This is a genomic window from Maricaulis sp., assembly GCF_039978735.1.
Taxonomy (GTDB): domain Bacteria; phylum Pseudomonadota; class Alphaproteobacteria; order Caulobacterales; family Maricaulaceae; genus Maricaulis.
This window is the reverse complement of the sequence record NZ_JBDWAS010000035.1, coordinates 16,913-35,437: the sequence shown is the minus strand read 5'-3', so window position 1 is coordinate 35,437 and position 18,525 is coordinate 16,913. Positions and strand designations below refer to the sequence as shown.

19 protein-coding genes and 1 tRNA gene are annotated in these 18,525 nt (G+C 66.4%); 9 read left to right on the top strand and 11 right to left on the bottom strand.

Going from position 1 to position 18,525, the window contains the following annotated elements:
• Positions 1–57 precede the first annotated feature (57 nt).
• Entirely contained in the window at positions 58–552 is a 495-nt protein-coding gene (locus ABJO18_RS09220; protein WP_348509426.1) for a thioesterase family protein, read from the top strand.
• On the opposite strand, the gene ABJO18_RS09215 is transcribed toward ABJO18_RS09220, so the two are convergent.
• Entirely contained in the window at positions 553–1,023 is a 471-nt protein-coding gene (locus tag ABJO18_RS09215) for a MarR family transcriptional regulator (protein ID WP_348509427.1), read from the bottom strand. It abuts the gene before it with no gap.
• Between the two features lie 155 nt (positions 1,024–1,178).
• Between ABJO18_RS09215 and ABJO18_RS09210 the strand changes: the two genes are divergently transcribed.
• A complete protein-coding gene (locus ABJO18_RS09210) occupies positions 1,179–1,604 on the top strand; it encodes an organic hydroperoxide resistance protein (protein WP_348509428.1) in 426 nt (141 codons plus the stop codon).
• 46 nt (positions 1,605–1,650) lie between these two features.
• Here ABJO18_RS09210 and ABJO18_RS09205 read toward each other — a convergent pair whose 3' ends face one another.
• The gene (locus ABJO18_RS09205; RefSeq protein ID WP_348509429.1) at positions 1,651–2,718 is read right to left on the bottom strand and encodes a malate/lactate/ureidoglycolate dehydrogenase; all 1,068 of its coding nucleotides are present in this window, start codon (positions 2,716–2,718) and stop codon (positions 1,651–1,653) included.
• Positions 2,719–3,047: 329 nt separating this feature from the next.
• On the opposite strand from ABJO18_RS09205, the gene ABJO18_RS09200 reads away from it, so the two are divergent.
• The 5 genes from ABJO18_RS09200 to ABJO18_RS09180 all read left to right on the top strand — a co-directional run bounded on the left by ABJO18_RS09200 (position 3,048) and on the right by ABJO18_RS09180 (position 6,733).
• On the top strand, positions 3,048–3,383 hold the full coding sequence (locus ABJO18_RS09200; RefSeq protein WP_348509430.1) for an energy transducer TonB: 336 nt from the start codon (positions 3,048–3,050) through the stop codon (positions 3,381–3,383).
• A gap of 130 nt (positions 3,384–3,513) precedes the next feature.
• Positions 3,514–5,571, top strand: a complete 2,058-nt coding sequence (locus tag ABJO18_RS09195) for a methyl-accepting chemotaxis protein (protein WP_348509431.1) — start codon at positions 3,514–3,516, stop codon at positions 5,569–5,571.
• Positions 5,572–5,666: 95 nt separating this feature from the next.
• Positions 5,667–5,743 (top strand) — tRNA-Met (locus tag ABJO18_RS09190).
• A 209-nt stretch (positions 5,744–5,952) separates the two neighbouring features.
• A complete protein-coding gene (locus ABJO18_RS09185; protein ID WP_348509432.1) occupies positions 5,953–6,384 on the top strand; it encodes a carboxymuconolactone decarboxylase family protein in 432 nt (143 codons plus the stop codon).
• Positions 6,385–6,478: 94 nt separating this feature from the next.
• Complete coding sequence (locus ABJO18_RS09180) at positions 6,479–6,733, top strand: hypothetical protein (protein WP_271185697.1); 255 nt, start codon at positions 6,479–6,481, stop codon at positions 6,731–6,733.
• 231 nt (positions 6,734–6,964) lie between these two features.
• On the opposite strand, the gene ABJO18_RS09175 is transcribed toward ABJO18_RS09180, so the two are convergent.
• From ABJO18_RS09175 to cutA, 4 genes are all read right to left on the bottom strand, one after another.
• Positions 6,965–8,017, bottom strand: coding sequence for an AraC family transcriptional regulator (locus ABJO18_RS09175; protein ID WP_348515852.1), 1,053 nt, complete (start codon positions 8,015–8,017; stop codon positions 6,965–6,967).
• Entirely contained in the window at positions 7,995–8,330 is a 336-nt protein-coding gene (locus ABJO18_RS09170; RefSeq protein ID WP_348506632.1) for a hypothetical protein, read from the bottom strand. The genes ABJO18_RS09175 and ABJO18_RS09170 overlap by 23 nt, the downstream gene beginning before the upstream one ends.
• 113 nt (positions 8,331–8,443) lie before the next feature.
• Positions 8,444–10,072: an ATP-binding protein gene (locus ABJO18_RS09165; RefSeq protein ID WP_348515851.1), complete on the bottom strand. Its 1,629-nt coding sequence runs from the start codon at positions 10,070–10,072 to the stop codon at positions 8,444–8,446.
• A 94-nt stretch (positions 10,073–10,166) separates the two neighbouring features.
• The gene (cutA, locus tag ABJO18_RS09160; protein ID WP_348506628.1) at positions 10,167–10,502 is read right to left on the bottom strand and encodes a divalent-cation tolerance protein CutA; all 336 of its coding nucleotides are present in this window, start codon (positions 10,500–10,502) and stop codon (positions 10,167–10,169) included.
• 41 nt (positions 10,503–10,543) lie between these two features.
• On the opposite strand from cutA, the gene queC reads away from it, so the two are divergent.
• Both queC and queE read left to right on the top strand, forming a co-directional pair.
• A complete protein-coding gene (gene queC, locus ABJO18_RS09155) occupies positions 10,544–11,245 on the top strand; it encodes a 7-cyano-7-deazaguanine synthase QueC (protein WP_348506626.1) in 702 nt (233 codons plus the stop codon).
• Positions 11,242–11,871, top strand: coding sequence for a 7-carboxy-7-deazaguanine synthase (gene queE / locus ABJO18_RS09150; protein ID WP_348506624.1), 630 nt, complete (start codon positions 11,242–11,244; stop codon positions 11,869–11,871). Before queC ends, queE begins: the two co-directional genes overlap by 4 nt.
• A gap of 119 nt (positions 11,872–11,990) precedes the next feature.
• On the opposite strand, the gene ABJO18_RS09145 is transcribed toward queE, so the two are convergent.
• The 5 genes from ABJO18_RS09145 to ABJO18_RS09125 form a co-directional block, all read right to left on the bottom strand.
• Entirely contained in the window at positions 11,991–12,518 is a 528-nt protein-coding gene (locus ABJO18_RS09145) for a hypothetical protein (protein WP_348506622.1), read from the bottom strand.
• A gap of 256 nt (positions 12,519–12,774) precedes the next feature.
• The gene (locus ABJO18_RS09140; protein WP_348506620.1) at positions 12,775–13,275 is read right to left on the bottom strand and encodes a DUF3313 family protein; all 501 of its coding nucleotides are present in this window, start codon (positions 13,273–13,275) and stop codon (positions 12,775–12,777) included.
• Between the two features lie 99 nt (positions 13,276–13,374).
• Complete coding sequence (locus tag ABJO18_RS09135) at positions 13,375–13,572, bottom strand: hypothetical protein (RefSeq protein WP_348506618.1); 198 nt, start codon at positions 13,570–13,572, stop codon at positions 13,375–13,377.
• A gap of 173 nt (positions 13,573–13,745) precedes the next feature.
• Entirely contained in the window at positions 13,746–15,806 is a 2,061-nt protein-coding gene (locus ABJO18_RS09130; protein ID WP_348506616.1) for a glutamine amidotransferase, read from the bottom strand.
• On the bottom strand, positions 15,803–18,523 hold the full coding sequence (locus ABJO18_RS09125; protein ID WP_348515850.1) for a DUF4159 domain-containing protein: 2,721 nt from the start codon (positions 18,521–18,523) through the stop codon (positions 15,803–15,805). Before ABJO18_RS09125 ends, ABJO18_RS09130 begins: the two co-directional genes overlap by 4 nt.
• Positions 18,524–18,525 lie beyond the last annotated feature (2 nt).

Here is an 18,525-nt window from a genome sequence, read left to right as displayed (position 1 = left end):
CCCCCTTCACCCGCCGCGCTGCCATCCATATATTGTGCACCTGCGAAGGAGAGTGGGATGGACGACAGCAGGATTTCGCTGGCCGGGGTGATCGGGCCGGAGCAGGCGATCGAGGGCGAAGGCCTGGGCTGTGTCTCCTTCGAGACGGCCCTGATCCGCCGTGTCGTGCCGGGCCCGGGCGATATCGACGAGCTGGGCCATGTGAACAATGTCGTCTATCTGCGCTGGGTCCAGGATATCGCCATCACCCACTGGCACCGCGTCGCCACGCCGGAGATGATCGCCAGCGATATCTGGATCGCGCTGAAACACACGATCGAGTATCGCGATGCCATCCAGCCCGGCGAGACGGCCGAGATCCGCACCTGGCTGGGCCGCATCCACGGGCCGCGCTTCGACCGCCATGTCGATATCCGCAAGCCTGGCGCGAAGCGATTCTCCGCCCGGGCGACGACGGAATGGTGCCTGATCGACCGCGACACCCGCCGTCCCAAACGGATCGGCGAGGACATTCTCGACACCTTCGCCCTGCACGGGCTGGAGTGCAGCTGATCAGTCGCTGTCGCGGGCGCAGGCGAGATTGTCGCGCAGGCGTTCAACCGCCGATCTGAGTTCGACCAGCTCGTCCGTGGTCATGCCCGTGGCTTGCGGCACGCAGGCGAGGAGGGCGCCGGCCTTTGCTTCCAGGTCCCGGCCGGACGGCGTCAGCTGTACAGCAACGCGGCGCTCGTCGGCCTTGTCACGGCGGCGTTCGATCACGCCGGCGGCTTCCATGCGCTTGAGCAGCGGGGTGAGCGTGTTGGACTCCAGGCCGAGCCGTTCGCCCAGCTGGCCGACGCGCTGGCCGTCTTCTTCCCACAGCGCCATCAGCACCAGGAATTGCGGATAGGTCAGGCCCAGCTCGGCCATGATCGGCTTGTAGAAACGATTGAAGGCATTGTTCGCCGAATAGACGGCGAAACACACCAGATCGTTCAGCCGGATCTTTTCCGGGAAGGTGGCGGGGGCAGGGGTTTCGGGCATTGCGGGTCTCGCTGGAATAACCACACTAATTTAATCGTACGCGATATGATCGCAAGCGCTTGACGATAGGGCATCGGCTTCCCAATTATATCGTGCACGATTTAATCGCGTAAAAGTTATCTGGCCGCGAGGCCGCTCATCAGGAAGGACGCACAATGTCTGTAAAGGTTGCATACAAGACCACGGCCCGGGCCACCGGCGGCCGCGACGGTACGGCGGAAACCCTCGACGGGACGCTGAAGTTCAAGCTGGCGACGCCGAAGGAGCTCGGCGGTGCGGGCGGTGAGGGCACCAATCCGGAGCAATTGTTTGCGGCGGGCTATTCGGCCTGTTTCATCGGCGCCATGAAAGCCGTGGCCGGCAAGGTCGGTACGAAGGTTCCCGCCGACGCGACGGTCGAGACGACGGTCGGCATCGGGCCGCGCGATGAGGGCGGGTTCGGCCTCGATATCGATCTCAAGGTCAGTCTTCCGGGCCTGGAGCGCGACACGGCGCAGGCGCTGATCGACGCCGCACATCAGGTCTGCCCCTATTCCAACGCCACCCGCAATAATGTTGATGTCCGGCTGAGCCTGGCCTGACCGGCAAGCTCCTTCGCGCCTTGCAGGGCGCGGAGGAGCATTTGCCCTAGAGCCGCTCCGGGCAGCCGGCGATCTCGGCCGACTTGTTCAACTGGGCAATCGTGGTGTCGTCCATGGGGATGCCTTCGCGCCGGCGCTTGCCCTCGGCAGCGCGCTCGGGATCGCCGGGATAGAGAACCGGGCTGTCCCAATCCATCGGCGGCGAGGCGAGGACATAATCGGCCAACGCCTCGATCTCCGCCTCCATCCAGGCCGGGTCGCCGAAAGCGGCCGGGTCGATCAGGATGGAAAACAGGCCGTTCTGCAGCCCGCCGCGCCGCGCGCGCCCCGGCTGGATCGTACCCGCACCCGACAGCACGCCGCCCAGGATCTCGCAGGCAAAGGCCAGCCCGTATCCCTTGTGGCGGCCCATCGGTGTCAGCGCACCCTTCAGCTCGAAGCCGGCCATGCCGCTGGGATCGGTCGTGGGCCGCCCTTTCTCGTCCAGAAGATTGCCCTGGGCCAGTGCGACACCCTTGTTGGCCGCGACCCGGACCTTGCCCAGCGCGATCCGGCTCGTCGCCATGTCCAGCACGAAGGCAGGACGGTTCTCGGTCGCCGGGAAGGCGATGCAGACCGGGTTGGTGCCGAAACGGGCGTCGGAGCCACGGAAGGGGGCGACCAGCGGTGCATGATCGCCGACGCTGACGAAGTGGATTGAGGCGAGCCCGGCTGTGGCCGCGCGCTCGCCATAGGCGCCGATACGGCCGAGATGATGCACATTGCCAAGTGTGGCCGCTGCCAGCCCGCCGGCCTTCGCCTTCTGTCCGGCCTGCTCGATCAGATCGAAACCGGCCGGCGCGCCCCATCCGCCATGACCGTCGGTACGCAGCAGAACCGCGGTGTCGGTCAGCGTGGCGGGGCTGGCTTCGGTATCGACCAGCCCCTTGCGGATATGGTGGACATAGACCGGCAGCAGGCCGGCGCCATGACTGTCATGGCCCTTCAGATTGGCATCGGCCAGATGGGCCGCGACGCAATCGGCGTCGGGTTTGCGGGCTCCGGCCGCGGTCAGTACGGCCGCCAGAAATCCGGTCAGCGTGTCGGCATCGATGCGGCGGTCGGTGGGGGTCATGCGAGGGGTCCGGTTGAGGCGGCCAGGAAGGATCGAATTGTTTTTTTGCGGTTAATCCGATGTTTACGAAGAATCCGGCGAAGGCATGTCGCGTTTTGGCACAAGTAACCAAGTCTTCAAATTTAAAACGGCTAAACTTTTGAACTTACGAGATAAAAAAATTCCACAACCGCTCGAAAAATCGAATCGCACTTAAGCGTTTGGCAACCGGTTTCGGTCATTCTGCATCCCGTCGGACAGAACGGGTCCGCACGAATTCAATGGGCGTTCGAACACGGGGATGATCCCGGGCAGCGCCTCGAACCAAGAACTGGATGAAGGGTATGTCGATGAACAAGACGGGAACCATGCTTCTGGCGGCGGCAATGACGGCGATGGCTTTCACGGCGGCTCCGGCACTGGCACAGGACGATCGCGAGCGCACCCAGGTCGAGGCACCGGAATATCCGCGTGGTGCCGAACGCCGCGGGATCGAGGGCTATGCGGTTGTCGAATACACGGTTTCGGCCGAAGGCGTCGTCGAGAACGCCACGGTCGTCGAAGCGAGCCCGGAAGGCGTGTTCGACCGCGCCGTTCTGCGCGCCATCGAAGGCTGGGCCTACGCGCCGGCCGCGAGTGCGTCCGAAGGCGTCCAGCAGCGCTTCGACTTCAACCTCGGCGGTTGAACATAAAGAAATACCGCGCCATCCGGCGATAGAACCGGAAAGCGCTCACAAGAATAAGAATTCATTTACGGCGGCGCGGTAGCGTCGCCGTATCTTTTTATCGGGGGCATTAACCGTAAGGGGCCATCCAATGAATTCTGTGTTCGCCAAGTTTCTCGGCAAGACCTCGAGTATCCGGGTCCGGCTCCTGGCTGCATTCGGTCTGACATCGGCCATGACGCTGATCGCGGCGGTGGTCGGCGTGACCGGCTTCAATTCGGCGAACTACGCCGTGCAGCAGATTGCCGAGCGTGCCATTCCGGAAACCCAGGCCGTCGACTCGCTGAGCGAGGACAGCCAGGCCCTGTCCGAGGCACTCTCCAGCTTTGCCCTGTCCCCGACGGTGGATGCGCGCCTGGCCAACTACAACCGCGTCGTCGACTACCGCGAGCAGCTGACGGGCGAACTGGAAGATCTCCAGACGATCGGCGGCGAGGCGGAAACCGCGGCGCTGGCGACAGCCGTCGCCGATCTCTCCGATCTCGTCGAGAGCATGAATGAGGTTGTGGATCGCCGGCTCCAGATCCGCGACGAGCGCTATGACGCCACCGCGCAGGCCCGCGCGGCGCGTGCCCAGTTCGCCTCCAGCGTCGAGAATGCCCTCGACACCAGCACCGACGCAGACATCGAAAGCCTGCTTCGTTCGCTGCTGGCGGCCAACCAGATGATGATCCAGTACACCGAGGTCGATATTGCCTCGACCAATCCGGATGTCGACGCGGTGTTCGACCGCTGGGACGAAGCCGTCGGCGAACTGGATGTGAACCTCGCCATTCTCGGTCCGATCGTATCCGACGTGATGCGTGGCCAGGCCGACACCCTGATCGCCTTCGGTGAGGGCGACACCGGAATTTTTGAACTGCGCAAGGCGGAACTCGCTGCCGTTGTCGCCGCCGAAGTGGTCGCCGAGGAGGCGCGCCTGTCGGCCGAGACGCTGCTGGCCAATGTTGAGGGCTACAAGCAACAGGTCGCCGGCCGTGTCGATGGCGCGACCGACGCTGCCAACGGTGCCGTGATTGCCGGCCGCATCCTGCTGATCTCCATTGCGGCAATCGGCCTCGTGGTGGCGCTCGCGATTGCCTGGTTCTACGTCAACAACACGCTGCTCAAGCGCCTGACGGCGATGGCCCGCACCATGCGCGCTCTGGCCGAAGGCGATAATGACGTCAATCTGGGCTTCACGCCCGGCCAGGACGAGATCGGCGACATGGCGCGCTCGGTGGATGTGTTCCGCCAGAACGCCAAGGAACGCGCCCGTCTGGAAGCGGAAACCGAGCAGGAACGCCGCATGAAGGAGAAGCGTTCGGCGGCCGTGGAAAGCCTGATCCAGGCCTTCGAACAGGCCTCGTCGGACGCGCTCAGCCAGGTCGGCGAAGCGGCGCACCGCATGGAAGCGGCCGCCCGCGCCATGAGTTCGACGGCTGCAGCCACCACCGGCAAGTCCGCCGCCGTGGCCCAGGCCTCCGAAGGTGCCTCGCAGAACGTTCAGACCGTGGCCGCCGCGGCCGAGGAAATGGTCTCCTCCATTGGCGAGATCTCGCAGCAGATCGCCCGCTCCACCGAGATCGCCGGTTCCGCCGTCGACCAGGTCGAGCGCACCAATGAGGACGTGCAGCGTCTCGACGATGCAGCCAAGTCGATCGACAATATCGTCAGCCTCATCAATGACATTGCCGAGCAGACCAACCTCCTGGCCCTGAACGCCACCATCGAGGCGGCGCGCGCAGGCGAGGCCGGCAAGGGCTTCGCGGTCGTGGCGTCGGAAGTGAAGGCGCTGGCCAGCCAGACCGGTGCAGCGACGCAGAACATCTCCGAGCACATCTCCGGCATCCAGGGTGCGACGGCCAAGGCGGTCGAGGCGATGTCCTCGATCGGCGGCACGATCCACGAAATGTCGGAAATCGCGACGGCCATTGCCGCTGCCATGGAAGAGCAGCGGGCGGCCGCGGGCGAGATCACCCGCTCGGCCCAGGAAGCCGCCGACGGCACGCGCGACGTGTTCTCCAACATCCAGGAAGTCGACCAGTCGACCTCGGAAACCGGCGAAAGCGCGGGCGAGGTGCTCGAGGCTTCGCTGGCCGTGTCGCGCCAGTCCGACTCGCTGAAATCGGCGGTCGAGCAATTCCTCAACGAGGTGCGTGCCGCGTAAAGCAGGTACAACTGAAATCGGGGCCCGTTCGCGGCTTGCCAGCCGCGGGCGGGCCGCGTATATGGCGTCCCTCTCCCGAACGGGACAGACCTCGTGGCGAGGTAGCTCAGCTGGTTAGAGCGCACGACTCATAATCGTGAGGTCGAGAGTTCAAGTCTCTCCCTCGCCACCACCCTTCGCCCTGCGGGCTTCGGGTGGCAAGCCACCCGCAGCGCGCACTTGGGGCGAAGAGGCTTGTCCTCCGAAGCTTGAGCGAAGGCGGGCGTGTCCGCGACACGCGCGACAACTCTTCCCGACATTCCGCAGCGCATCTGTCACACGCCGTGCCCGTCATGCGTCTTGGGTTCTGAAGCTTCGGCTTCGCCAACCCAGGAGACTGACATGACTGCCCATACCGAAATCCGTGCCGACCGCGACCTGCCGGACGTCTTCAACGCCTTCATCGCCGCCCAGACGGCGATCGTGGAGACCGGGATCGAACCGACCCTGCGCCATCTCGTCGTGCTGCGCGCCTCGCAGATCAATGGCTGTGCCTTCTGCGTCAGGATGCACACGCGCGAGGCCCGCGAGGACGGGGAAACGAGTGAGCGTCTCGACCGTCTGGTGGCCTGGCGTCACATGTCCGACTTCACTGCACGGGAAAAGGCGGCCTTCGCCTGGACCGAGGCGCTGACGATCATCGATCCGGCCGCAGAGATCGAACCCTTGCGCGCAGAGCTGGCGCATCACTTCGAGGCGCGCGAGATCGCCGCGCTGACGGCGCTCATCGCGATGATCAATCTGTGGAATCGCATGCAGGTCGCCCAGCACTGAGCCCCGGTGACGGCCCGGTTCGCGCGGTGCGGCGAAGCGTCACGCGGGCCGGGCCCGCCATGGTCCTGCGTCTCAGGAACAGGTAGAAGGGCGCATGAACAGAACCAACATCCCCCTCATCGCCGTCGCGGTCGTCGCGATCCTGCTCTGCCTCGCCTTCATCGTCTGGGGGCTGGGCAATCTGCCCGAGGTCTCGATGGGCATTCACGGCTGGATTGCCCTTGGCCTGGGCACAGTGGTCAGTGTCGCTGTCGGCGGCGGGCTGGCAGCCATCCTGATCATCTCGCGCCGCAATGGCTATGACGAAGCCGCGCACCAGGTATTCAAGGACAGCGAGCCGGATCTCTAGCGCAATTTTCACGGCAGAACCGGTGCCCACTTCTGCTGAAAATGCTCAGGTCCTTTGCGGTCGTATTTTCGAACCGCAGAACCGGTGCCCACTTCTGCTGAAAATGCCGGGTCCTTGGTGGTCGCATTTTCGAACCGCAGAACCGGTGCCCACTTCTGCTGAAAATGCTCAGGTCCTTGGTGGTCGCATTTTCGAACCGCAAAACCGGTGCCCACTTTTGCTGAAAATGCTCTAGCCGCTCAGCGCGTCGCGGCGGAAAGCCGTCGGTGTCGTGCCGGTCTCGGCGCGGAAAGCCCGGTTGAAGGGTGCGATCGAGCCATAGCCCAGATCGAGCGCGATGGTGAGAACCTGGTCATGGGCGCGGTCCGGGTCGGCCAGCAGCCGCTTGGCCTCTTCCAGCCGGTGGGCGTTAAGGAAGGCGGAGAAATTCCGGTAGCCCAGCCCCCGGTTGATGATCCGCCGCAACCGGTGTTCGCGCGTGCCCAGATGCTCGGCCAGCGAGCCGACGGTGAGACCCGGTTCGCGATAGAGCCCCTCGGCCATGGCGGCTTCCAGCCGGCGGGCGAGGGGGCGGTTCTCCGGTGACAGGTCCCGTGCGTCTGCGCCGGTGCCGCGGCGGTACGTGTTCCGGGCGCCGAACAGGTCGGTGGGCGTGGCGACCAGCCAGCCGGTAAATCCCATGGCCAGGATGAAGAGCGTGAAGCCGTGCGCGGGGAAGACCCAGTCGGGAAAGCCGGCGCGGGCGTAGCGCAATTCCAGCGCGGATATGGCAATGCCCAGAAGGGCGACGAGGATCGCGAAGGCGATGCGGAATTTGCGCCGGGGCTCGATCAGGTCGTCCCCCCAGTCGCGCAGGGCCAGAATGGCGGCGTGTCCCATCATCGAGATGTTGATGATCTGCCAGCCGCTGGCGGAGATTATCGCGAACAGGCTGTCGCCGGGCGACAGGAAATTGCCCGCCGCGCACAGCACCACCGCCAGCATGGGCAGCAGGCGCCACATCCGCCAGCGGAAGCCGGTGTCGAACAGGGCTGTGGCGAACCACCAGAAGAACACGCCGGTGGGCACGGCGAAAACGTTCAGCACCGGATCGAAGGGGCCGAGCACGGCGGCGACCGTGTCGGACGAGAGCAGCGCGTAGCAGGCCACGCCGGTGGCGAACAGGATGCCGAGGCGGGCCGCCAGGCTGTGCCGGGCATCGCGCAGGAAGAGAAGGCCGAGCATCACGGCGAGAGCGAAGGTCCCGCCGCGTGCCAGGATATCAAGAATCTCGATCGTGCTCATCCCGTGCCGGCCCGGTCTGCTGTGCAATCCGGTAGCGGTTATCGCAGCTTGCATGCGTCGCGGGAAGCGCGGCGCCCGCATGCAGGGCCTGGAGACAGCGATCGCCGGATGCTTCGACAGCCCGGTCGAGCGTGTCGCGAACGCAGGATCGCACACCCCGCGCGGCCATGGCGCTGTGGCGGTTTTCATGCCGGCACGCGGTCAGCACACGCTGGTGCAGCCGGTCCAGCCGGTCCTGGGTGGTGTCGGTCTGGGGTGCTGCGGGGGAGAGCAGCAGGGTGGCGGCAAAAAGGGCGCCGGGGAGAAAAGCCATATCGACCTCCGTGGTTGGCAGGCCGATGCATGACAGCGCCGGGGGGGTAGCGTCTGCGCGTTTTCGAAATCGCGCAGCCTATTTCATCCGCGCGACATCTCTTTCAACCCGGATCAGGCGGCAGCGCTGGTCCGCTGCTTCGCCGGATCGTTGAGGCAGGCATCGATGGCACCAAAGAACTCGGCCTGGTTGATCGGCTTGGTAACCACATCATTCATGCCGGCTTCGCGGCAGCGTGTCCGGGCGCTCGACAGGGCGTTTGCGGTCAGGGCGACAATCGGGACCTGGCAGGCCGGGCCGGTCAGCGCACGGATGGCGGCAGTCGCCTGCAGCCCGTCCATCACCGGCATTTCCATATCCATCAGCACGAGATCGTAGTGTTGCGCCTGGACCGCCTCGACCGCTGCAGCGCCGTTCTCCACGAAATCGGCTTCATAGCCGCGCAGGTTCAGGAAGCCCCTGGCGACCGCGCGGTTCACGGCAATGTCCTCGGCGACGAGAATGCGGACACCTCCCGCAGGCGCGGCGGCCCGGACAGGCTCCGGCGTGCCGGCGGCGGGTGCCGGCTCGGCAATATCGCGCTTCAGAGGCACTTCGAACCAGAAGGTCGAGCCCTGGCCGGCCGTGGTGCGGAAGCCGATCGTGCCGCCCATCAGCTCGACGAGGCGCTTGCAGATCGTCAGGCCCAGCCCGGTCCCGCCATGGGCCCGCGTGGTCTCGGCGTCGGCCTGGGTGAAGGCGGAGAAGAGTTTCGGCTGGGCGGTCTCGGGCACGCCGCAGCCCGTATCGCGCACCTCCACCCGCATGACATGACGGCGCCTGCCGATGGCGTGAAAGCCCATTTCCACATCGACCGAGCCGGTCTCGGTGAACTTGATGGCATTGCTCACCAGGTTGAACAGGACTTGTTTCAGCCGCACCGGATCGCCCTCGAACCGGTCGTTCTTGCCAGCCTGCACCTCGATGGAAAAGCCGATCGCCTTCTCCCGGGCGCGGGCCTGCCAGAGCGTGCGGGCATCGGCGGCCATGCGATGGGGATCGAAGACCTGGATGTCGAGGTCCATCTTGCCGGCCTCGATCTTGGAGAGGTCGAGCACATCGTTCAGCAGGCGCAGGAGAATCTGGCCGCTGTCATTGATCACGCGCACGAATTCGGACTGTTCGTCGTTCAGCTCGGTCGACATCAGCAATTGCGCGACGCCGAGCACACCGTTCAGCGGCGTGCGGATCTCGTGGCTCATCGTGGCGAGGAATTCCGACTTGGCCTTCGAGGCCGCCAGCGCCTCGATGCGCGCATGGCCGAGCTGTTCGGCCAGGGCGGAGAGTTTGTGGCTGCGCTCCGCGCTTTCCCGCGAGGTTTCGCGGAACAGGTCCAGCGCGGTGCCGACGCCGCAATAGTCACCATTGCGGGTGATCAGGAAGCCTTCCATCAGCGCCGAGGGGCGGTCCCGCACGATCAGCATGTTGAGTTCTGCGATGGGCGTGGAGGCCTCGACCAGCAGCGGATCCTTGTTCATGAGGAAGGTGACCGGGCGTTTGGAGAAGAGCGCGCGGCCATGCCGGTCGGCCATTTTCACGAAAAAGCGGTCGCGCGAGACGAGGCCCAACGGCTGGCCATTCTGCACCACGGCAACGACCAGCAGATCCTTGTCATCGGAGAACAGGTCGTAGACGAACTCACCCGAAGTGTCCGGCGAAACCACCGGCGCATCAGTCATCACATCGCGTACGAGGCGGCTCATCCCGTTTCCCCCTGAAATCTGCGGGGGAGATTGTCCGGCCCTGCTTTCCAAGGCTTAAACGCCTGAACGGTTTCATGGAAACTTCACCGAAACGTCACGAAGATGGGCGCGTTTCCCGGTCGATCCAGTCGAGAAAACCGGCCGCACTTCCAGCCTTGTCGACCGGCAGGGAGAGCACGCACGGCTCGTCATAGGGATGCAGCTCGGTGATGCGTGCGCACAGGGCGGGCGCCAGATCGGTCCGCGTTTTCAGGACCATGACGGCTTCCTGCGCGGTCTCCACCTCGCCCTGCCAGCGATAGACGCTGATCATGCCGCGGAACACGTTCGCGCAGGCGCACAGCTTTTCCTCGATCAGCCGCTTTGCGGCCGCCTCGGCACTGTCTGGATCGGGCCAGGTTGTGTAGGTCCAGCTATGGCTCATGGTCATCCTCGCTGTCTTCATTATATAAGCCGCGCATGACGAACCCAATGCCTGCCCCCACGGCCCTGGTCCTCTTCTCCGGCGGCCAGGATTCCGCCACCTGCCTTGCCTGGGCGCTCGACCGGTATGACCGGGTCGAGACGGTCGGTTTCGACTATGGCCAGCGGCACGCTGTCGAGATGAGCGCGCGGCAGGATGTGCGCAGGGCGATGCAGGCCCTGCCCGGCGGTGACCGGCTGGGCGAGGATTTCGTCATCGACCTCACCGGTTATGGCGCCATCGCGGAAAGCGCGCTGACAGCCGAGCGCGAGATCGAGATGCAGGCCAACGGTCTGCCGTCCACCTTCGTGCCGGGCCGCAATCTGGTGTTTCTCACCGTGGCGTCGGCCCTGGCCTATCGCCGCGGGCACAGCGTCCTTGTCGGCGGCATGTGCGAGACCGACTATTCCGGCTATCCGGATTGCCGGCGCGCCACCATCGACGCGACCCAGCAAGCGTTGACACTGGGCCTGGACGTGCCGATGCGCGTCGAGACGCCGCTGATGCATCTGGACAAGGGCCAGACCTGGGCGCTGGCGGCCGAGCTGGGCGGTGCGGACCTGGTCGAACTGATCCGCGTCCAGTCCCATACCTGCTATCGCGGCGAGCGCGGTGCGCTGCACGATTGGGGGCATGGCTGCGGAACATGTCCGGCGTGCGAGCTGCGGGCCGCGGGCTGGCAAGCCTGGCAGGAGGCGCTGACGGCATGAGCTATTCGGTCAAGGAAACCTTCCTGACGGTGCAGGGCGAGGGCGCGCAGGCCGGGCGTCCAGCGGTCTTCCTGCGCTTTGCCGGCTGCAATCTGTGGAGCGGCCGGGAGCAGGACCGGGCCAAGGCGGTCTGCAATTTCTGCGACACGGATTTCGTCGGCATGGACGGTCCGGGCGGCGGACGCTTTGCGACGCCGCAGGATGTCGCCGGTCACGTCCGCAGCTTCTGGCCCGGCGGCGGCAGGCCGCTGGTCGTGTGTACGGGCGGGGAACCCCTGCTGCAGCTCGACGCGCCGCTGATCGACGCGCTGCACGCGGCCGGGTTCGAGATTGCCGTGGAGACCAATGGCACGTTGCCGGCGCCCGACGGGATCGACTGGATCACCGTCAGTCCGAAGGGCACGGCGCAGGTCGTCCAGCGCTCCGGCCACGAGCTGAAACTCGTCTATCCGCAGCCCGGGCTCGATCCGGCCGCGTTCACGGGCTGGGACTTCCGGCGTTTCTCCCTGCAGCCGATGGATGGCGCACACATGATGGAGAACGCCCAGGCCGCATTCGAATACTGCCTGGCGCATCCGCAATGGTCCTTGAGCCTGCAGACCCACAAATGGATCGGCGCGCCCTGAGTGACATTGTCGTCGCCGGAGCATTTTCAGCAAAAGTGGGAACCGGTTTTGCGGTTCGAAAATGCGACCACTCAAAACGCTAGAGCAAATTCATCAACTTCAATTGCGATGAAATTGCTCTAGCGGCTTTCCGACAGGCGCCGGGGCATCGGGGCCTCGCCGAGACTGTCCGTCAGCTCCCGCGCAAACAGGCTGAAGGCCAGGCGGGTATCGCTCCATATGCCCGTATCGTGGCCTGTCGGCTCGGTATTGTACCAGCGGAAGGCATATTGCCCGATCGGCCGCCCGTCGGCCCCGACCAGCTCGGCGGTCAGCTCGGCGCCGCCGGAGGCCTCACTGGTATAGTGCGCGGTATCCATGTCCTGGATCTGCGACAGGGTCGGCCGGCTGGGAACGACATCGACCAGGGTGACATTGAGCACCGTTTCGTGCGCCGAGACGCCATGCCAGTCGGCGGCGACCAGCGTGTTCTGCAGCACTTCGCGCAGATAGCCGGTCAACCGTCCCAGCTCGGCTTCACCGAGAAACTCGGCCTTCTCGCGCAGCGCCGGGGCGACGTCGATCCGGCCGATCTCGATCGAGCCGGTCGCCTCGCTGCGATAGCTGGACTGGAAGCCGCCCGTCTCGGCCAAGCCTGTATCGGCCATGCTTGTCTGGGCTATGGCCGGTAACGCGGCTGTGCTTCCCGCAAACGCACCTACAAGGACTAAAGCGAGCACACGCATCGTGTCTCTCCTCGCATCAGGTCCCCCTTGTGGCAAAGAGACTAGCACGGGGCGCCGCGTGTGCGTGAGCGAAGGGTGTTGTGCGTCCGCGAACAAAAGCTCGAAAGAGGCGCGCGAACGGAAAAGGGGCGCACCCGCCGGATGCGCCCCGCTTATTCCTTGAAGCCTGGCTCCGGGATCAGGAGCCGGAACGATACCGTTCGCTCAGGCTTTCACCGATATCGTCGGCAAACCGGTCCATGGCGCGGCGCGCATCGGTCCAGCGGGAATAGCCCACGACATCCTGAATATTGTGCGAGCGCCAGGAATAGGCGAACGTCTCCAGCTCGGTGCCGCTGGCATCGAGAAGACGGGCTTCCAGGCTCGCCCCGCCGATGCTGATCGAGGACTGGTGCAGGCCGCGGGCGGCCATCTGCTCCATGGTCGGCCGGTTCGGCGTCGCGTCGAGAATGGTGACTTCCAGGCGAAGCCCGTTCTCGCCGAGCATGCCGGACAGCTCGCGCTCGAGATCTTCGCGCATCTCATTGGCCAGATAGTCCAGCTCGCGCTGGCCATACTCATCGGCCTTCTCGGTCAGCTCCGGTCCGAAGCCGATCGGGGAAATGGAAACGGGATCCTGTGCCAGTGCCGGAACCGCCAAGGCTCCGATCGCCAGCAGCGCGGTCATGGTACGTCTCATTGTGCGCCTCCTAACAAAGTTGGCAACGAGTCCCTCGCAACCAGACTAACACATAGGAATTGGCGATAAAAATGAAACCGCGGACAGGCGGGGAGGCGTCTAGTCCTCGTCCCCGTCATCATCGTCGTCATCGTCTCCGGGGGTAACAACGTCGATCGCAGCGCCGCCCACGGCACCGGCGGCACCGACCGCAGCGCCCACCGTGCCGACGGCAACATCGGTTGCGGCAATGACCAGGCATCCCGACAGGAGCGGGCTGAGGAACAGCATGGCGAGCAGGATGCGGATGCGGCGCATGGATCGGTCTCCGGTTGAACGCCTCCCTCGTCGCACTGACAGGGTTTCCACAAGATGAAGACGTTGGGTCGCCTGGAGCGTGATCAGGTGAAGTGGGAACCGGTTCACCGGTTCGATCACGCGACCGCTAAAGATTCCGGAGCTGAAGCGTTTCCGTGGGAAACGATCCTGCGCTAGCGTCCCTCGCGCCACCAGCCCAGGCCCAGGAAGGCGGCCAGAAGCAGGACCGCCAGGAGGCCCGGCAGAAGCGGTGTGCGGGTCGAGGCCTCGACCACATAACGCTCGTTCCGGGTCAGGCCCAGCCAGGTCCGTCCGGCCTGGTCGGCACCGGCGCGGGTGCGGCGCAGGGCCGGCAGGTCCGCATCCGCACCGTCACCGACCGGATACCAGCCGCCGCCGCTCGCCTCGACAAAGGGATCGAGCGCATCGCCCGTCGGACGCAGATCGGCATATTCCACCGGATTGATCGGTCCCAGCGCGGCCACCGTCGTCAGATCGCCCGAGCGCAGCCGCACCAGTCCGGAGCCTTCTGCCGGCATGACCGCGGCAAAGCGGCCATCCTCGGTGCGGCCCATCGAGACCGTCTCCTCGCGCCCGTCCGGCCAGGTGATCTCCAGCGGCGGAGCGTCGTCGGACAGGGTGACCCGGTCGACATGCAGCTCGCCCTCGGTGGCGTAGGCGGTGAGGCGTTCCTCGTCGAGCTCGGGTTCGCGCATCAGCCAGTGGGCGACGCGGCGGAACATTTCCGCATAGGGACCGCCGCCTTCGAAACCGCGCGCCCACAGCCAGGTCTGGTCGCTCATCACGATGGCGGCCCGGCCTTCGCCGGAGCGCTGCAGGACGAGAAGCGGGTGCCCGTCCGGCGTTTCCAGCAGCGTGTCGCCGCCCAGCGCCGTGCCGTGGATATGACGCAGCCAGCGGCCCCATTGCGGGGTCTCGCCGCCGCCGGCCAGACCGGCCGTCACGGGATGGCGCAGGCCGGTATCCGTGGTCTCAGGGGTGAAGCCGCCATCGGTGATGTAGCCCGTCGGACGCACCGGCAGGACCGCGGCCAGCGGCGTGCGGTAGAGGCTCGGCGCGCCGGCGAAGGGCGGGCCGGCCGTTACCAGCAGCGCACCGCCATTGTCCACATAGCGGGCGATATAGTCGAAATAGAGCGGCGGCATGATATTGCGCCGGCGATAGCGGTCGAAGATCACCAGGTCGAATTCTTCCAGGCGCTCCACGAACAATTCTTGCACCGGGAAGCCGATCAGGGCCAGCTCGTCCACCGGAGTGGAGTCGCGCCGGTCTGGCGGCCGCAGGATGGTGAAGTGGACGAGGTCGACCGAGGGGTCGGACTTCAGAAGGTCGCGCCATGCGCGCGCGCCATTGTGCGGCTCGCCGGTCACCAGAAGCACGCGCAGCCGGTCGCGCACGCCGTTCACCGACACGGCGGCCCGGTTGTTGATCAGGGAGAGTTCTTCCGGTCCCGCCTCGACCTCGGCCTCGATGACATTCTGGCCGCGGCGTTCGACAGGAACTTCCACCCGGGTCGAGCGGCCGATCGGGATGGTGAAGCGCTGGGGCTCGCCGCCTTCGAAGCGGAAATCCACCGCGGCGGTGCCCTGCATCGCATCGTCCTCGACGCGGATCATGAATTGCACGGTCTGGCCGACAATGCCGTAGCGCGGGGCTTCCTCGATCACCAGGCGGCGGTCGCCGGCCTCGCGGTCGCCGGGCATGACGTGATGGATCGGCGCATCGACATTGATCGCATCCAGGCTGGCCGGCGCGTCATGGACCTGGCCGTCAGTGACCAGGACCACACCGGCGATACGGTCCGGCGGTGCGCTGGCGAGGGCGGCATTGACGCCGTCGAACAGCATGGTGCCGTCGGCGCTCTCGCCGGCTTCCACCTCGACCAGATCCAGCAGGGGATCATTCTCGGCCTCGCGGCGCAGCGCCTCGGCCATGGCGTTGGCGGCCTCATTGCGCTCGCCGATATCCATGCTGGACGATGTATCGGTCACCAGGATGGCGACGTCGGCCAGCGGGTCGCGTTCTTCCTCGACCAGCGAGGGATTGGCCAGCACAAGGGCGATGCCCAGAATGGCGAGCGTGCGCCAGATCCAGCCGGACAGGCGCATCACACCGCCCGCCAGTGTGGCGATCAGGGCGAGCCCGGTGAGGGCGGCGATCACGCTCCAGGGCAGGAGCGGGGCAAAGTCGAGCGCAGTGACGGTCGCGTTCATTGGCCCAGCCTCTCGAGAATTTCCGGCACATGGACCTGGTCGGCCTTGTAATTCCCGGTGAGCGCATACATCGCGATATTCACCCCGAAGCGGTAGGCCATCTCGCGCTGGCGGTCGCCACCCTCGACGGGCACCATGGCCTCGCCGTTCGCATTGCGGGCCCAGGCCGAGGCCCAGTCATTGGCGCCGATGATCACGCCGGACGTACCGTCGCGAGAGGCACCGTCGGGATTGGCCTCCACCCAGACGGGGCTGCCCGAGAAGCGTCCCGGGAAATCCTGCAGCAGGTAGAAGGTGCGCGTGAGCACATGGTCCGGCGGGATCTGGGCCAGCGGCGGAATGTCGATGCTTTCCAGGAGGGTGACGAGGCCGGGGTGCGGCGCGCCCGTACGCAGCATGGCGACGTCGGCATCCTGGGTGTCGAACACGATCAGCCCGCCGGACTGGAGATAGGCGCTGACCTTCTCGGCCGTCTCCGGCGAGAGCGGCTGCACATCGGTGGAGACCGGCCAGTAGATCATCGGGAAGAAGAGCAGCGGATCGGTCTCGATATCGATCCCCATCGGCGTATCGGGCTCCATCGCGCTGCGCCGGGTGATCTCGCGGCCGAGGCCGGCAAGGCCCGCTTCGCTGCGGCCGTCGGTCTGGGCATTTCCGGTGCGGACATAGGCAAAGCGCAGGCTGAGCGCGGCTTCTAGGGCGTAGGCGTCGGGATCGCTGTCCTGGGCGTCCGCCATCGGAGCGCCGGGCAGGATGGTCAGCGCGATGAGGACAGCGGCAGCCGTGCCGCCCAGCCGCACGGGCAGGCGGCCGGCCAGGGCCAGGGCGATCAGGATGTCCATTGCCAGCAGGATCAGCGCGGTGGCCAGAAGCGGCGCATCGAAATGCGAGACCCGCGGACCGTCCAGTCCGGCAAATTCGGCACCGGGCAGATTGCGCGGCAGCGGCACCATCCGCGTGTCGCGGGCAACCACGTTCAGGGCGGCCGATACCGAGCCGAGCCGGTAGACGCCGGGCGGTGAGACCGGGCTGGGCGCCGTGGTCTCGAAAGCCTGGGCCGGGATCGGCCGGGCCGAGGCGGGGGCCGGAGCCAGCTGGCCTTCGGCGTCCAGCGCCCGGTCGAGCACCCAGGCGCCATTGGCCGGCGAGGATGCGGTGCCGCTGCGCGCCAGGCCCATCAGACGCTGCAGCATGCGCGGGAAGAGACCGGTCAGCGGCAGGTCCGACCATTCCGGGCTCGCCGTGACGTGGAACAGCACGATCCAGCCGCGGGCGCGGCGTTCGGCGGTGACCAGCGGCGTGCCATCGTCCAGCCGGGCCCAGACGCGGTCCGGTGTCGCAGAACCGGGCTGAGCGAGAACCTGCCGGTCGACGGTCGCATTGCGGTCTACCGGCAGGCCGGCAAAGGGCGATGTGTCGGGGAAGGGCGCCAGCGTCTGCGGTTCCTCCCAGTTCAGCGCGCCGCCGAACAGGCGGCCGCCCTGGCGCAGGTCGACAGGCAGGAGCGCGTCGCCGCGCGCCGCCAGGCGCGGGCCGGCAAAACGGATCAGGACGCCGCCATTGTCGATGAATTCGGCAATGCGCGGATCGTCGCTGCGCGCATCGTCGGTCATCACCAGAACGGAGGGTTCGGCGGCGAGAAGATCATCCAGCGTGCCGCGGATCAGCTCGGCGCGGGGCGCCAGGGCGCTCTGGATGTAATGCAGGTCGGACAGCAGGGGCTGGCCCTCGCTGGCGGTCAGTTCGATCAGGCCGACGCGCGGACGCTGCCAGCTATCGCCCAGCAGATGCACCGAACCGGCGGTCGAGGTGCCGTCGAGGCGCAGGCTGGCGATGCGGTTGCGCAGGTCGAGCGGCAGCGACAGCGTTGCCGAGGCGATGCCCGATCCGGCTTCGAAGGTGACGTCGCGGCGGGCAATGGCCCGGCCGTCCGAACCCAGCGCGGTGACCCCGGCGGTACGGGGCAGGTCGGTCGCGGCGCGGCGGACTTCCACCGTCAGCCCGTCAGCCGCGGCTTCCGGCGGCGCAAGGCCAAGCGCGGCACGGCCGCTGTCCGGCTCGATGATCCGCAACCGGCCCAGGCCTGACAATGTCTGCGCGAGGCTGGTCGCATCGCCGGAATTCAGGCCGTCGCTCAGCCAGGTCACGGCCAGCGGGCTGTCCAGTTGGCCGGCATCGCGCGCATTGCGCAGACGTTCGGCCGCGGCGTCGCGATCGGCCGGCCAGGGCTGCGGCGACAGGGTTTCCAGCTGGCGGCGGGCGGCGTCGGCATTGCCCAGGCGCACGGGCAGGGGGGCATTACCGCTGCTGGCGGTACCGGTGACGGCAATCGCGCGGCCGTCGCGATCCGCCTGGTCGATCAGGCGTTCGGCCTCGCGGCGCATGTCGTCCCAGGCCGAAGCGGCCGTCCAGCCATTGTCCAGCACCAGGAGGGAGGGGCGTGTCTCGGTCTCCACCGCGGCCGGCGTCCAGACCGGGCGGGCCAGGGCGATGATGATCAGGGCTGCGATCAGGAGGCGGAACAGGATCAGCCACCAGGGCGCGTGTTGCGGCGTCTCGGCATCGTCCGGCGCGCCCATAAGGAGGCGCAGCGGCGGGAAGACGGCCCTGCGCGGTGCAGGCGGGGTCGCGCGCAGCAGAAACCACAGCGCGGGCAGCGCGAGGAGGCCGGCCAGCGCCAGCGGAGCTGCGAAGGAAAGAGGGCCCAGGGCGAACATAT

Bases quoted from the DNA above. Each gene is read 5' to 3' on its own strand.
- ABJO18_RS09200 (WP_348509430.1), top strand. From the start codon at position 3,048: ATGAACAAGACGGGAACCATGCTTCTGGCGGCGGCAATGACGGCGATG.
- ABJO18_RS09180 (WP_271185697.1), top strand. From the start codon at position 6,479: ATGAACAGAACCAACATCCCCCTCATCGCCGTCGCGGTCGTCGCGATC.
- ABJO18_RS09210 (WP_348509428.1), top strand. From the start codon at position 1,179: ATGTCTGTAAAGGTTGCATACAAGACCACGGCCCGGGCCACCGGCGGC.
- ABJO18_RS09135 (WP_348506618.1), bottom strand. From the start codon at position 13,572: ATGCGCCGCATCCGCATCCTGCTCGCCATGCTGTTCCTCAGCCCGCTC.
- ABJO18_RS09175 (WP_348515852.1), bottom strand. From the start codon at position 8,017: ATGAGCACGATCGAGATTCTTGATATCCTGGCACGCGGCGGGACCTTC.
- ABJO18_RS09165 (WP_348515851.1), bottom strand. From the start codon at position 10,072: ATGAGCCGCCTCGTACGCGATGTGATGACTGATGCGCCGGTGGTTTCG.
- ABJO18_RS09215 (WP_348509427.1), bottom strand. From the start codon at position 1,023: ATGCCCGAAACCCCTGCCCCCGCCACCTTCCCGGAAAAGATCCGGCTG.
- ABJO18_RS09125 (WP_348515850.1), bottom strand. From the start codon at position 18,523: ATGTTCGCCCTGGGCCCTCTTTCCTTCGCAGCTCCGCTGGCGCTGGCC.
- cutA (WP_348506628.1), bottom strand. From the start codon at position 10,502: ATGACCATGAGCCATAGCTGGACCTACACAACCTGGCCCGATCCAGAC.
- ABJO18_RS09140 (WP_348506620.1), bottom strand. From the start codon at position 13,275: ATGAGACGTACCATGACCGCGCTGCTGGCGATCGGAGCCTTGGCGGTT.
- ABJO18_RS09195 (WP_348509431.1), top strand. From the start codon at position 3,514: ATGAATTCTGTGTTCGCCAAGTTTCTCGGCAAGACCTCGAGTATCCGG.
- ABJO18_RS09170 (WP_348506632.1), bottom strand. From the start codon at position 8,330: ATGGCTTTTCTCCCCGGCGCCCTTTTTGCCGCCACCCTGCTGCTCTCC.
- ABJO18_RS09145 (WP_348506622.1), bottom strand. From the start codon at position 12,518: ATGGCCGATACAGGCTTGGCCGAGACGGGCGGCTTCCAGTCCAGCTAT.
- ABJO18_RS09220 (WP_348509426.1), top strand. From the start codon at position 58: ATGGACGACAGCAGGATTTCGCTGGCCGGGGTGATCGGGCCGGAGCAG.
- ABJO18_RS09205 (WP_348509429.1), bottom strand. From the start codon at position 2,718: ATGACCCCCACCGACCGCCGCATCGATGCCGACACGCTGACCGGATTT.
- ABJO18_RS09130 (WP_348506616.1), bottom strand. From the start codon at position 15,806: ATGAACGCGACCGTCACTGCGCTCGACTTTGCCCCGCTCCTGCCCTGG.
- queE (WP_348506624.1), top strand. From the start codon at position 11,242: ATGAGCTATTCGGTCAAGGAAACCTTCCTGACGGTGCAGGGCGAGGGC.
- queC (WP_348506626.1), top strand. From the start codon at position 10,544: ATGCCTGCCCCCACGGCCCTGGTCCTCTTCTCCGGCGGCCAGGATTCC.
- ABJO18_RS09185 (WP_348509432.1), top strand. From the start codon at position 5,953: ATGACTGCCCATACCGAAATCCGTGCCGACCGCGACCTGCCGGACGTC.